The organism is Streptomyces flavotricini (assembly GCF_020639365.1).
GTDB lineage: Bacteria > Actinomycetota > Actinomycetes > Streptomycetales > Streptomycetaceae > Streptomyces > Streptomyces flavotricini.
Genome location: NZ_JAINUL010000001.1, coordinates 4,507,727 through 4,520,951, shown reverse-complemented (window position 1 = coordinate 4,520,951; position 13,225 = coordinate 4,507,727). Strand labels below are relative to the sequence as shown.

General features: G+C 72.0%; 12 protein-coding genes. 7 read left to right on the top strand and 5 right to left on the bottom strand.

All coding sequences use genetic code 11. The features are described from left to right. Window positions 1-11 precede the first annotated feature (11 nt). On the bottom strand, window positions 12-296 hold the full coding sequence (gene paaB, locus K7B10_RS20415) for a 1,2-phenylacetyl-CoA epoxidase subunit PaaB (protein ID WP_132758176.1): 285 nt from the start codon (window positions 294-296) through the stop codon (window positions 12-14). After that, window positions 293-1,312 carry a 1,2-phenylacetyl-CoA epoxidase subunit PaaA gene (gene paaA, locus K7B10_RS20410; RefSeq protein WP_229337846.1) on the bottom strand — a complete coding sequence of 340 codons (1,020 nt, stop codon included), beginning with the start codon at window positions 1,310-1,312 and terminating at the stop codon, window positions 293-295. The genes paaB and paaA overlap by 4 nt, the downstream gene beginning before the upstream one ends. A gap of 135 nt (window positions 1,313-1,447) precedes the next feature. Here paaA and K7B10_RS20405 point away from each other — a divergent pair, with 135 nt between their 5' ends. The 3 genes from K7B10_RS20405 (at window position 1,448) to K7B10_RS20395 (ending at window position 4,303) form a co-directional block, all read left to right on the top strand. Then, a complete protein-coding gene (locus K7B10_RS20405; RefSeq protein ID WP_229337844.1) occupies window positions 1,448-2,239 on the top strand; it encodes a DUF5819 family protein in 792 nt (263 codons plus the stop codon). Continuing rightward, entirely contained in the window at window positions 2,236-3,468 is a 1,233-nt protein-coding gene (locus tag K7B10_RS20400) for an HTTM domain-containing protein (protein ID WP_229345240.1), read from the top strand. Before K7B10_RS20405 ends, K7B10_RS20400 begins: the two co-directional genes overlap by 4 nt. A 64-nt stretch (window positions 3,469-3,532) precedes the next feature. After that, complete coding sequence (locus K7B10_RS20395; protein WP_229337842.1) at window positions 3,533-4,303, top strand: TrmH family RNA methyltransferase; 771 nt, start codon at window positions 3,533-3,535, stop codon at window positions 4,301-4,303. On the opposite strand, the gene K7B10_RS20390 is transcribed toward K7B10_RS20395, so the two are convergent. Then, window positions 4,287-5,312 (bottom strand): DNA polymerase III subunit beta family protein, encoded by a 1,026-nt coding sequence (locus tag K7B10_RS20390; RefSeq protein WP_229337840.1) that lies wholly within the window; start codon window positions 5,310-5,312, stop codon window positions 4,287-4,289. The two genes, K7B10_RS20395 and K7B10_RS20390, sit on opposite strands and share 17 nt — an antisense overlap. A gap of 94 nt (window positions 5,313-5,406) precedes the next feature. Then, window positions 5,407-7,089 carry a phenylacetic acid degradation protein PaaN gene (paaN, locus tag K7B10_RS20385; protein ID WP_229337838.1) on the bottom strand — a complete coding sequence of 561 codons (1,683 nt, stop codon included), beginning with the start codon at window positions 7,087-7,089 and terminating at the stop codon, window positions 5,407-5,409. Window positions 7,090-7,257: 168 nt separating this feature from the next. On the opposite strand from paaN, the gene K7B10_RS20380 reads away from it, so the two are divergent. From K7B10_RS20380 to K7B10_RS20370, 3 genes are all read left to right on the top strand, one after another. Continuing rightward, window positions 7,258-8,799, top strand: a complete 1,542-nt coding sequence (locus K7B10_RS20380; protein ID WP_229337835.1) for a 3-hydroxyacyl-CoA dehydrogenase — start codon at window positions 7,258-7,260, stop codon at window positions 8,797-8,799. Continuing rightward, entirely contained in the window at window positions 8,796-9,386 is a 591-nt protein-coding gene (locus K7B10_RS20375) for a TetR/AcrR family transcriptional regulator (RefSeq protein WP_030857624.1), read from the top strand. Before K7B10_RS20380 ends, K7B10_RS20375 begins: the two co-directional genes overlap by 4 nt. A gap of 239 nt (window positions 9,387-9,625) precedes the next feature. Next, a complete protein-coding gene (locus K7B10_RS20370) occupies window positions 9,626-11,212 on the top strand; it encodes a PKD domain-containing protein (protein WP_229337833.1) in 1,587 nt (528 codons plus the stop codon). A 90-nt stretch (window positions 11,213-11,302) separates the two neighbouring features. Here K7B10_RS20370 and K7B10_RS20365 read toward each other — a convergent pair whose 3' ends face one another. Continuing rightward, window positions 11,303-11,884 carry an Lrp/AsnC family transcriptional regulator gene (locus K7B10_RS20365; protein ID WP_229337831.1) on the bottom strand — a complete coding sequence of 194 codons (582 nt, stop codon included), beginning with the start codon at window positions 11,882-11,884 and terminating at the stop codon, window positions 11,303-11,305. A gap of 201 nt (window positions 11,885-12,085) precedes the next feature. Between K7B10_RS20365 and pdhA the strand changes: the two genes are divergently transcribed. After that, complete coding sequence (gene pdhA, locus K7B10_RS20360; protein WP_229337829.1) at window positions 12,086-13,222, top strand: pyruvate dehydrogenase (acetyl-transferring) E1 component subunit alpha; 1,137 nt, start codon at window positions 12,086-12,088, stop codon at window positions 13,220-13,222. The last annotated feature ends 3 nt before the right edge of the window (window positions 13,223-13,225 follow it).

Below are 13,225 nucleotides of genomic sequence, written 5' to 3'. Positions count from 1 at the left end.
ATCGGTACCGGTCACAGGTGGTGCACCCCCTCGGGGATCTCGTAGAAGGTCGGGTGCCGGTACGGCTTGTCGGCCGAGGGGGCGAAGAACGGGTCCCGCTCGTCCGGCGAGGACGCGGTGATCTCGGCGGAGGGGACCACCCAGATCGAGATGCCCTCGCCGCGCCGGGTGTAGAGGTCGCGGGCGTTGCGCAGGGCCATTTCCGCGTCGGGTGCGTGCAGGCTGCCCGCGTGCGTGTGCGAGAGGCCGCGGCGCGAGCGCACGAACACCTCCCACAGTGGCCAGTTCTGCGTCATACCCCTGCCTCCTCGTTCGTCGCCGCGTTCTGTGCGGCGTGGTGTGCGCTGTGCTTCTCCGCGTACGCCGCGGCCGCCTCGCGGACCCAGGCGCCTTCCTCGTGGGCCCGGCGGCGCTGGCCGATCCGCTGCTCGTTGCACGGGCCGTTGCCCTTGAGCACGTCCCAGAACTCGGCCCAGTCGATCGCGCCGAAGTCGTGGTGCCCGCGCTCCTCGTTCCACTTGAGGTCCGGGTCGGGCAGGGTCAGGCCCAGCGCCTCGGCCTGTGGAACGGCGATGTCCACGAAGCGCTGGCGCAGCTCGTCATTGGAGTGCCGCTTGATCCGCCAGGCCATGGACTGCGCGGAGTGCGCCGATTCGTCGTCCGGCGGGCCGAACATCATCAGCGAGGGCCACCACCAGCGGTTCACGGCGTCCTGCGCCATCGCGTGCTGCGCCTCGGTGCCCTTGGACAGGGCCATGAGGAGCTCGAAGCCCTGGCGCTGGTGGAAGGACTCCTCCTTGCAGATCCGGACCATCGCGCGGGCGTACGGCCCGTACGAGCAGCGGCAGATCGGCACCTGGTTGGTGATCGCCGCGCCGTCCACCAGCCAGCCGATCGCGCCGACATCGGCCCAGGTCAGAGTGGGGTAGTTGAAGATCGACGAGTACTTCTGCTTGCCGGAGTGGAGCTTGTCGAGCAGCTCGTCGCGGCTGGTGCCCAGGGTCTCGGCGGCGCTGTACAGGTAGAGCCCGTGACCGGCCTCGTCCTGGACCTTGGCCATCAGGATCGCCTTGCGGCGCAGCGAGGGCGCGCGGGTGATCCAGTTGGCCTCGGGCTGCATTCCGATGATCTCGGAGTGGGCGTGCTGGGCCATCTGGCGGACCAGCGAGGCGCGGTACGCCTCGGGCATCCAGTCCCGCGGCTCGACGCGCTCCTCGGCCGCCACCGCGGCGTCGAAGGCCGCCGCGAGCTGTGCCCCGAGGTCAGCCCCGAGGCCTGAGTCCTGCCCCGTTTCCGGGGTCACTGCCACCATCCCGGCCCCCTGCCAGAGATTGTTGACCGCCCGACCGACCGATCGTTCGGTTCGTACTCTTCAATGGTGGGTCGGCGGCCCGTAGGGTGTCAACCTCTGAGGTCAACCCTGTGGACGCCGGATGATCGGGGCGGGATGGAATCGAACGAGCGCGAGCCCGCGGAAGCAGACGTTCCGCAGGCCGTTCCGCCGATCGATCCACCGGTCGCCGCCGCGGCGGCCGCCCCCGTCCCGTCGGCCCGTCCCCCGGCGGATCCGCCGGTCGAGCCCCCCGCCGAAGGGGCCGCCGAACGGGCGACGCCTCCGCGGGTTCCCGGGATCGCGGGCCTGTCCGCCCCGTACCGCGTCGTCACGGCCCTCGCGCTGGCCGTCGTGGGCCTCGCCGCCTGCGGTCACCTGGCGCTGGTCTTCCTGCACGTCGCCCCGTCCAACACGGTGAGCAAGCAGCACGCGCAGACGGTCGACGGCTGGATCTACCCCGAGTTCGAACAGAACTGGAAGCTCTTCGCCCCCAACCCGCTGCAGCAGAACATCGCGGTCGAGGTGCGGGCCGAGGTCCGCTCCCGCCTCGGCGGTGAGCTGATCCCCGTCGGCTGGCGCGATCTGTCGGCCGAGGACGGCGCGGCGATCCGGCACGGCCTGCTGCCGAGCCATACCCGGCAGAACGAGCTGCGCCGGGCCTGGGACTTCTTCACCGGCTCGCACGACGAGGACAACAAGCCGATCGGCGAGCGCGGCGAACTGTCGGAGCAGTACCTGCGCCGGATCGCGCTGAGCCGGCTCACGGACGACGGGACCGGCGCGCGGGGCGAGATCGTACGGATCCAGCTGCGCTCGGCGACGCGGGCGGTGCCGGCGCCGCCGTGGAGCGACGAGAAGACCGACACCCAGACGTACTACCGGGAGCTGCCGTGGTGGACGCTGTGAGGCGGGCACCGGAGGCCACGCCGGCGGTCGCCCGGGCGCGCGCCGCCGCCGGGCGGGCGGTCGCCCGGGTCAGCGGGAGGGCGCTGGGCCCGTACCAGAGCGCCGTCGTCCGGATCGGCTTCTCGGCGACCTGGCTGTTCTTCCTGCTGCGGGAGTTCCCGCACCGCGGCGAGCTGTACGGGCCGGACGGGCCCTGGAGCTTCGGGCTGGCGGAGCGCCTGATCGCCTCGAACCACGCCTTCTCCGTGCTGATGTGGTCGGACTCGGGAGTGTGGTTCCAGACCGTCTACGCGGTGTCGGTGCTGTCGAGCCTGCTGCTGATGCTGGGCTGGCGGACGCGGGCGACGTCCGTGGTGTTCATGGTCGGGGTGCTGTCGCTGCAGAACCGCAGCGTGTTCATGGGCGACGGCGGGGACAACGTCATCCACCTGATGGCGATCTACCTGGTGCTGACGCGGTGCGCGCAGGTGTGGTCGCTGGACGCGCGGCGCGCGCGGCTGCGCGGTTCGGCCTCGGCGGGGGCGGCCGGGCCGGTGCTGTGGGGCGTGCTGGGCGCGGTGTTCGCGTACGGGGCGGTGACGGAGGGGTTCGGCCTCGGCTGGCTGGCGGCGTTCGCGGCGCTGTGGGTCGTGGGCGCGCTGTGGTGGATGGTGGACCGCTACGAGCCGGAGGGCGAGGGACGGGCCGTCCTGGACGTCCTGGCGAACCTGGTGCACAACGCGGGGCTGCTGGTGATCATGGCTGAGGTCTGCCTGATCTACGCGACGGCCGGCTGGTACAAGATCCAGGGGTCGCGGTGGCAGGACGGCACCGCGCTGTACTACCCGCTCGGGCTGGACTACTTCTCCCCGTGGCCGGGGCTGTCCGGGGTCCTGGCGGGGAGCGGGACGATGGTGATGCTGCTGTCGTACGGGACGGTGGCGGTGCAGGTCGCGTTCCCGTTCACGGTGTTCAACCGGCGGATCAAGAACGTGCTGCTGGCCTTGATGATGCTGGAGCACGCGGGGATCGCGGTGCTGCTGGGGCTGCCGTTCTTCTCTCTGGCGATGATCGCCGCTGACGCGGTGTTCCTGCCGACGGTGTTTCTCCTCTGGCTGGGCGCCAGGGCCTCGGGCGGGGTGCGCAGGGTGCTTCCCGCGCCGGACGCGGCCCCGGAAGCCCCGGAAGCCCCGGACGCCGCTGCGGCCGCGGCCGCAGCGCCGGCGGACCCGAGCCCGAGCCCGCGCTAGAGCGAAGGGCGGGCAGGAGGGCAGGGGGCGGAGGGCCCGGGCCGCGGCCCGTACGCTCGGCGGTATGACTGAGCAGCACGGGAGTCCCGACGAGAGCGCACGGCAGTGGCGGGAGGCCGCCGGGCGGGGGGACCTCGTACTCCTCGACGGGTTCCACGCGCTGAAGCACGCGCTGCGGTTCGGGGCCGACGTGCGGATGGTGGTGGCCGACGATCCCGACGGCGTACGGGCGCTGGCCGCCGACCTGGCTCCGGACGTGGCGGCGGACGTGGCCCGGCTCGTACGCGCGGGAGAGCTGCGGGTGCTCGTGAACCGGGTGCATCCCACCGGGGTCGCGGCGCTGGCCGTGCGGCCCGACCGGGCCGAGGGGCGGGCCCGGCTCGACCGGAGGCCGCGGACCGCGCCCGTGGTCGTCCTCGACAACCCCCGCAACCTCGGCAACGTCGGCGCCGTCGTCCGGCTCGCCGCGGGCTTCGGCGCCACCGGCGTCGTCACCCGCGGCGACCTCGACCCCTGGCACCCCAACGTGGTCCGCGCCGGAGCCGGTCTGCACTACGCCACCACCGTGGACCGGGTGGACCTCGACACCCTGCCCGCAGGGCCGGTGTACGCGCTCGACCCGGAGGGCGAGGACATCCGCGCCCTCACCCTCCCGGACGACGCCCTGCTCGCCTTCGGCTCGGAGCGCCACGGCATCTCACCCGAGCTGCGCGAGCGGGCCGACCACCTGGTCTCCCTCCCGATGCGCCCGCAGGTCTCCAGCTACAACCTGGCCACCAGCGTGGCCATGACCCTCTTCCACTGGGGCGGGCCGAAGGTCATGCCTCGAGACTGACCGGCATCAGGAGCGAGAAGGCGTCCTCGACGTCGGGGCGCAGCAGGACGAGCGGGGCCTTGGGCCCGATGTACTCCAGCAGCAGTTCGTCCCCGACGGCCAGCGCGTCGAGCAGGAAGGCGGGGTTGACCCCCACCCGGTCCCCGGCCGCGTCGTCGTCGCCGACGGCCACGGTGTCCGTGAGGGCGAGGACGCACACCTCGCCGTCCTGCTCGCCGAGGGCCCGCCTCAGGGCCGGTACGTCCAGGGTGAGGCGGCGGCCCCCGGGCAGCCGGGTGAGGCGGCGGTAGTCGGGGAAATCCTCGCCGAGGCTCTGCCCGGCGGCCTGGCGGCCCTCGGTCTCCAGCTCCACCTTGCCCCCGTCCACGGTGAGGCGGGCCGGGGCTTCGCCGGTCAGCAGGGCGCGCATCGCGTCGGCGAGCGGGGTGGGCACGGTCACCTGGATCCGGCCGCCGCCGTGGCCGGCGGTGGGCGTACGGGCGACGGCCATCCGGTAGCGGTCCGTGGCCACGAGGTGCAGGGCGTCGCCCTCGATGTCGAAGTGGATCCCGCCGAGCACGGGCAGCTCGGGATCGGTTCCGGCGGCGTGGCGCACGGCGTCCAGGGCGGCCGCGAGCTCGCTGCCCGGCACGGTCAGCCGGGTGCCGGCGGTGGCGGTGGTCATGGAGGTCTCCTTGTGTCCGAGTAGGGCTCGTACGGTGGAGAGCTCCTCGCGGGCGTCGGCCAGCCCGCGTTCGAGCCGCCGCAGATGCCCGTCGAGCAGCCGGGGCACCAGGCCGGTGTCCCCGCCGGCCCAGCCGGCCAGCACCAGCCGGATGTCCGCGAGCGGCATTCCGGAGCGCCGCAGCCGGGCCAGCAGCCGGGCCTCGCCGAACTGCTCGGGCGCGTACCAGCGGTACCCGGTCACCGGGTCCACCCACGCCGGTACGAGGACGCCCGCGCGGTCGTAGAACCGCAGGGCGCTCACCCCCAGGCCGCTGTCCCGGCCCATCTCGCCGATGCTGCGCATGTCGCTCTCCACACCCACGACTCTGGGACCTCCACCAGGTCGAGGGTCAAGCGGGCCCGGCGCCGCCACGCCGGGCCCGCCCCTGCCGTCGCCGTCAGGCCTGGCGGCGGATCTCCACCATGCGGAAGCGGTTCGAGACGAAGGCCCCGTCACACAGCGCCGCGTTGGCCGCCGGGTTGCCGCCCGAGCCGTGGAAGTCCGAGAAGGCCGCGGTCTGGTTGACGTAGACCCCGCCCGTCAGGTTCAGGGAGAGCTGCGCCGACTCCTCCAGGCAGACCTCCTCGATGGCCCGCTCGGTCTGCGCCGAAGTGGTGTAGGCGCCGACGGTCATCGCACCCTTCTCGCGCACCGTGCGGCGCAGGAGCTCCAGGGCGTCCGCCGTGGAGTCCACGGCCACCGCGAAGGACACCGGGCCGAAGCACTCCGACAGGTACGGGGCCTCCGGGTCGGCCTTGGCCGCGTCCAGCTTGACCATCACCGGGGTGCGGACCACCGCGTCCGGGAACTCCGGGTTCACCACCTCGCGCGAGGCCAGCGCCACCTCGCCGAGGCCCGCCGCCGCCTCCAGACGGGTCTTGACGTCCGGGTTGACCAGGGCGCCGAGCAGCGCGTTGGCCCGGGCGTCGTCGCCCAGCAGGCCGCTGACCGAGGCCGCGAGGTCGGCGACGACCTCGTCGTACGCCTTGTGGCCGGCGTCCGTCTCGATGCCGTCCCGCGGGATCAGCAGGTTCTGCGGGGTGGTGCACATCTGGCCGCTGTAGAGGGACAGCGAGAACGCCAGGTTGGACAGCATCCCCTTGTAGTTCGAGGTCGAGTCGACGAGGACCGTGTTGACGCCGGCCTTCTCCGTGTAGACCTGCGCCTGGCGGGCGTTGGTCTCCAGCCAGTCCCCGAACTCGGTCGAGCCGGTGTAGTCGATCAGCTTGATCTCGGGGCGGACGGCCAGGGTCTTGGCGATGCCCTCGCCCGGCCGCTCCACGGCCAGCGCCACCAGGTTCGGGTCGAAGCCCGCCTCGGCGAGGACCTCGCGGGCGACCTTCACGGTCAGCGCCAGCGGGAGCACGGCGCGCGGGTGCGGCTTGACCAGCACCGCGTTGCCCGTGGCCAGGGAGGCGAACAGGCCCGGGTAGCCGTTCCAGGTCGGGAAGGTGTTGCAGCCGATCATCAGCGAGACGCCGCGCGGAACGGCCGTGAAGGTCTTGCCGAGCTCCAGCGGGTCCTTCTTGCCCTGCGGCTTCGACCAGTCGGCCTGGGCGGGGACGCGGGTCTGCTCCGCGTACGCGTACGCCACCGCCTCCAGGCCACGGTCCTGGGCGTGCGGGCCGCCCGCCTGGAACGCCATCATGAAGGCCTGGCCGCTGGTGTGCATGACAGCGTGCGCGAACTCGTGCGTCCGCGCGCCGATCCGGGCCAGGATCTCGATGCAGACCAGGGCGCGCGCCTCGGGCCCGGCGTCCCGCCAGGCGCCCATGCCGGCCTTCATGGCGGGAAGCAGCACGTCCGGGTCGGCGTGCGGGTACTCGACGGCCAGCTCGGGGCCGTACGGGGACACCTCCGCGCCGGTCCAGCCGTCGGTTCCGGGCTGGTCCAGGTCGAACCGGGTGCCGCGGACGGCCTCGAAGGCGGCCAGCCCGTCGGCCGGGGCGGTCTCGCCGTAGGCCTTGGGGTGCTCCGGATGCGGGGACCAGTAGGCGCGGCTGCGGATGGCCGCCAGAGCCTGGTCCAGGGTGGACCGGTGCTTGTCGGACAGCTGGGGGACGGTGAGCTCGGCGGCCATCAGGGACCAACTCCTCGTTGAGCCGGGCAAGATCAGGCTGGGTCGCAGACTGAGATCAGGCAGGGGCGGGTGAAGAAGAGGCAGACTGGAGTTAGAGTAACCGAACGATCGGTCGGGACAAGAGGGCCCGGCAGGCCTGTGGATAACCCGGTGCGGGAGGATCAGGACATGACAGCAATCGAGCGGTCCCGCACTGTGGCGGTCGTCGGCGCCGGCACCATGGGGCAGGGCATCGCCCAGGTCGCCCTTCTCGCAGGTCACCGGGTGCTGATCTACGACATCAACGCCAGTCTCGCCGCCGGCGGTGTCGGGATCGTCCAGGACCGCGTCGACCGCATGGCCGCGAAGGGCCGCCTCGACCGCGCCGACGCCGAGGACGCGATCGGCCGGATCGAGGCGGCCTCCGCCCTCGCCGACCTCGCGGGCGCCGCGCTCGTCATCGAGGCCGTCGTCGAGGACGCCAACGTCAAGCGCGCCCTCTTCGAAACGCTCGAAGAGGTGGTTTCGCCGGACGCCCTGCTGGCGACCAACACCTCCTCCCTCTCCGTCACCGAGCTCGCCGCCGGTCTCGCGCACCCCGGCCGCTTCCTCGGCCTGCACTTCTTCAACCCGGCCCCGCTGCTCCCGCTCGTCGAGGTGGTCAGCGGTTTCGCGACCGAGCCGGCCGCCGCCGAGCGCGCGTACCGCACCGTCCTGGGCTGGGGGAAGACGCCGGTCCGCTGCGCCGACACCCCCGGCTTCATCGTCAACCGGATCGCCCGCCCCTTCTACGCCGAGGCCTTCGCGGTGTACGAGGAGCAGGGCGCCGACCCGGCCACCATCGACGCCGTTCTCCGCGAGTGCGGCGGCTTCAAGATGGGTCCGTTCCAGCTGACCGACCTGATCGGCCAGGACGTCAACGAGGCCGTCACCCGGTCCGTGTGGGAGTCGTTCTTCCGCAGCCCCAAGTTCACCCCGTCCCTCGCGCAGCGCCGGCTGGTCCAGTCGGGCCGCCTGGGCCGCAAATCGGGGCACGGATGGTTCCCGTACGGCCCGGACGCCGAGGCCGCGGCACCGCACACCGCCGGTCCCGAGGAGGCCCCGGAGAAGGTCACGGTGGTCGGTGACCTCGGTCCCGCCGCCGGGCTCGTCGAGCTGCTGGAGGAGGCCGGGATCGCGGTCACCTCCACCGAGCACGGGGGTCCGTACATCCAGCTGCCCGGCGAGGGCCAACTGGTGCTCGCGGACGGCAAGACCTCGATCGAGTTCGCCGACGTCGTCTACTTCGACCTCGCGCTCGACTACCGCGGGGCCACCCGGATCGCGCTCTCCGCCGGCGAGGACACCAGCGAGCGGACCCTCGCCGAGGCGGTCGGCCTCTTCCAGAAGCTCGGCAAGAAGGTCTCCGTCATCGGCGACGTGCCCGGCATGATCGTGGCCCGCACCGTCGCGATGCTGATCGACCTGACCGCCGACGCCGTCGCGCGCGGCGCGGCCACCGCCGAGGACATCGACACGGCGATGCGGCTCGGCGTCAACTACCCGCTGGGTCCGTCCGAATGGCACGACCGGCTCGGCCGCGACTGGGCGTACGACCTGCTCCACCACCTCGACGAGCGCTGTCCCGGCGGCCGCTACGCGCCCTCGCTGGCGCTGTTCAAGCTCGGCTACACCGAGGGCGGAGAAGGCGACGACGACAGCGACGAGAGTGCCGCGGAGGAGACTGCATGACCACCGTCAAGCGGGACACCTACACCCCCGAGACGCTCCTGTCCGTCGCCGTCCAGGTCTTCAACGAGCGCGGGTACGACGGCACCTCCATGGAGCACCTCTCCAAGGCGGCGGGCATCTCGAAGTCGTCGATCTACCACCACGTGGCGGGCAAGGAGGAGCTCCTGCAGCGGGCCGTCAGCCGCGCGCTCGACGGGCTCTTCGCCGTGCTGGAGGAGCCGGGCGCGGTGCGCGGCCGGGCGGTCGAGCGGGTCGAGTACGTCACGCGCCGCACGGTCGAGGTCCTGGTCGCCGAGCTCCCGTACGTGACGCTGCTGCTGCGGGTACGGGGCAACACCCGGACCGAGCGCTGGGCCCTGGAGCGCCGCCGCGAGTTCGACCACCAGGTCGCGGAGCTCCTGAAGGCCGCGGCGGCGGACGGGGACCTGCGGGCGGACGTGGACATCCGGCTGGCCACCCGCCTGCTGTTCGGGATGGTGAACTCGCTGGTCGAGTGGTACCGCCCGCACCCGGGCACGACGGCGGACCAGCTGGCCGACGCGGTGGTCCACATGGCCCTGGACGGTCTGCGGACGGTTCGCGGCTAGTTCCCCGTTGGTTCCCCGTCACGATGCGTACGATCTTGCCGAATATTTTCTGATGAACTGCTGTGCGAACTCTGTACGATGAGCGAGCTTTCGAACGCGTTCAAGCAGTAACAGAAAATGGGGGGCCGGTGCGCAGTCGCCGTCTTGTAGTTTCCGCTGCCGTTGTCGTCGCGGCCAGCGTTGGTTTCATCCCGGGTCCGGCCCAGGCGGCCGGTCCGGCCGCAGGTCCGTCCGCGCCGGTGGCCAAGGGGGTGTCCGCTCCGGGAGCGGACCTGGCCAAGCTCGGCACGGCTGATGCCAAGACCTTCCACAGCCCGAAGGAGCGCTCGGTCCGCAAGGCCCTGCCCGCGGCGAAGGGCAAGGCTGCCCCGAACGCCACCGCGCAGGGCGCGGAGACCGCAGCCGCCGGCAACCCGGAGCTGGGCCTCGTCCTCGACGCGAAGAGCTTCTCCGCGCACGGCATCGAGCTGCGCGCCCAGGTCGTCAGCGTCGCGGGCGCCACCCTCAAGGTCACGTACGACTGGGGCGACGGTACGACCGACGGCACCGACGCCTACCCGGGCCAGGAGGTGTCGCTCAAGCACAGCTACGCCGAGCTCGGCGAGTACAAGGTCAAGGTCACCGTCACGGACACCGTGAACCAGGCGGAGTCCGTCAACGAGCTGCCGCTCTCGACGGTCGGCTCGGACTTCACCCCGTACGCCCCGACCCGCCTCCTGGACACCCGGGACGGCACCGGAGCCCCGCGGAGCATGGTCCAGGCTTACTCCACGGTCAAGCTGAAGGTCGCCGGCAACGGCAAGATCCCGGCGGGCGTCACGGCCGTGGCCCTGAACGTCACCGCGACCGACACCTCCAACCCGGGACACATCACCGTGTACCCCGGGGGCACCACGCGTCCGACGACGTCCAACGTCAACTTCGTGGCCGCGCAGACCGTCCCGAACATGGTGATCGTGCCGGTCGGCAAGGACGGCACCGTCGAGCTCTACAACGGCAGCTGGACGCAGGTCAACCTGATCGCCGACATCACGGGCTACTTCACCCGCACCGCGGCCAGCGGCTACACGCCGATGACCCCGGTCCGCGCCGTGGACACCCGCTCCGGCCAGGGCGCGCCCCAGGGCCAGGTCGGCGGCCGCAAGTCGATCGGCGTGCAGCTCGGAGGCTGGTACGTGCCGAACAACGCCACCGCCGTGGCGCTGAACGTGACCGTCACCAACCCGCGCGAGGACGGCCACCTGACGGTCTACCCGAGCGGCCAGTCGGCCCCGAACACGTCCAACGTGAACTTCAAGGCCAAGCAGACCGTCGCCAACTCGGTGATCGTCCCCGTCGGTTCCGACGGCAAGGTCAACATCTTCAACGGCGCCTGGGCGGGCACCGACATCATCGTCGACGTCGTCGGCTACTACAGCCCGGACAGCTCGGGTGCCTTCATGCCCCTGGCGCCGCGCCGCATGCTCGACACGCGCGCCTGGGGTTACGGCCCGATGTACGCCCGCGGCTACATCTGGATGCCGATCTCCACGGACGAGGAGGGCATCGCCGGCTACGTCCTGAACACGACGGTGACCAACACGAAGCAGGACGGGTTCCTGTCGGTCGCCCCGGACCCGAACCACCCCGAGGACTACGACAAGGGCACCGACGTCACTCCGGCGCGGCCCACGTCGTCCACCCTCAACTGGACGGCCGGCCAGACCGTCCCGAACCTGGTCCAGGCGAGCTCGGGCGGCGTCAACGGCGTCGTCGACTTCTGGAACCAGAGCTGGGACACCACCGACCTGATCGTCGACATGTTCGGCTACTACGAGACCAAGTAATCGCGTAACCGGTCTCGTGAAGAGCCCCGGGAAGGCCCTCACGGCCTTCCCGGGGCTCTGCCGTTCTCCCGGGCCGCTTCCGGGCCCCGGCTACTCCTCGGAGATGGCCTGGGCGCTGTTCGGGCCGAGGCCGGCATCGAGCAGGTCCGTTTCCTCGAACACCAGCAGGGTGCGCGTCGACAGGACCTCCGGGATGGACTGGAGGCGGGTCAGGACGAGCTCGCGCAGCGTGCGGTTGTCCGGGGTGTGGACCAGCAGCAGGACGTCGAAGTCCCCGCTGACCAGGGCGATGTGGGCCGCGCCCGGGAGCTCGCGGAGCTTCTCGCGGACCGTGCGCCAGGAGTTCTGGACGATCTTCAGGGTGATGTACGCGGAGGCGCCCTGGCCCGCCCTCTCGTGGTTGACGCGGGCCGTGAACCCGCGGATCACGCCGTCGTCGATCAGGCGGTTGATCCGGGCGTAGGCGTTCGCGCGGGAGACGTGGACCTGCTCGGCCACCGACCGTATCGACGCGCGGCCGTCCGCCTGGAGCAGGCGCATGATCGAACGGTCGATGGGATCGAGGGGGCGCGGCGGGGTGGGCGGGGTCTGCGGGGCCGAAGGTGCACCGCCCGATGGCACCGGTACGGAACCCGGCGTGGAACCCGACGCGGCCATTTGTTCATCCGGCATTGCCCACTGCCTCCCTCTCCTGGACGTCCTGCACCCATCCCAGGGCCCCGGCGCCACTTTGTCCACAGCCTGGAGCCGCCTGTAGCCAAATTGCGCCATCGACCGAACAATCGGTTGGTGAGGCGCCTCACATCCCCCGGTCACCGCCGGGGGTACCCCCCGGGCGCCCAGACGACTTCCCACGAGGAGGTGTACGCCGCCATGACGGTCCAAGAGCTGCCCGGTGCCGGTGCGTCCCACCGATCCACCCCGCCGCCCGCCTGGAGGCCCCGTACGGATGCCGCCCCGCTGCTCCCGGACCCCGAGCCGTACCGGGTGCTGGGCACCCCGGCCGCCGAGAAGCTCGACGCCGCGCTGATGCGCCGCTGCTACGCCGAGCTGGTGCGCGGGCGCCGGTACAACGCCCAGGCCACCGCCCTCACCCGGCAGGGCCGACTGGCCGTGTACCCCTCCACCGTCGGCCAGGAGGCCTGCGAGATCGCGGCCGCGCTGGTCCTGGAGGAGCAGGACTGGCTCTTCCCGAGCTACCGCGACACCCTCGCGGCCGTGGCGCGCGGCCTGGACCCCGTCCAGGCGCTGACCCTCCTGCGAGGCGACTGGCACACCGGGTACGACCCGCGCGAGCACCGCATCGCACCGCTGAGCACCCCGCTCGCCACCCAGCTGCCGCACGCGGTCGGCCTGGCGCACGCGGCCCGGCTGCGCGGCGACGACGTGGTCGCGCTCGCCATGGTGGGAGACGGCGGCACCAGCGAGGGCGATTTCCACGAGGCGCTGAACTTCGCCGCCGTCTGGCAGGCCCCGGTGGTCTTCCTCGTCCAGAACAACGGCTTCGCCATATCGGTCCCGCTGGCCAAGCAGACGGCCGCCCCCACCCTGGCCCACAAGGCCGTCGGGTACGGGATGCCCGGCCGCCTCGTCGACGGCAACGACGTCGCCGCCATGCACGAGGTGCTGTCCGAGGCCGTCCGGCGGGCCCGGGCCGGCGGCGGACCGACGCTGATCGAGGCGGTCACGTACCGCATCGAGGCCCACACGAACGCCGACGACGCGACCCGCTACCGCGGTGACGCCGAGGTCGAGGCGTGGAAGGCGCACGACCCGGTGGAGCTGCTGGAGCGCGAGCTGACCGCCCGCGGGATGCTGGACGAGGCGGGCATCCAGGAGGCCAAGGACGCCGCCGAGGTGATGGCCGCGACCCTGCGCGACCGGATGAACGCCGAGCCCGTGCTCGACCCGATGGACCTGTTCGAAAACGTCTACGCGGAGCAGACCGGCCGGCTCCGCGAGCAGGCGGAGATGCTGCGCGCCGAGCTCGACGCGGAGGAGCAGTCGTGACCA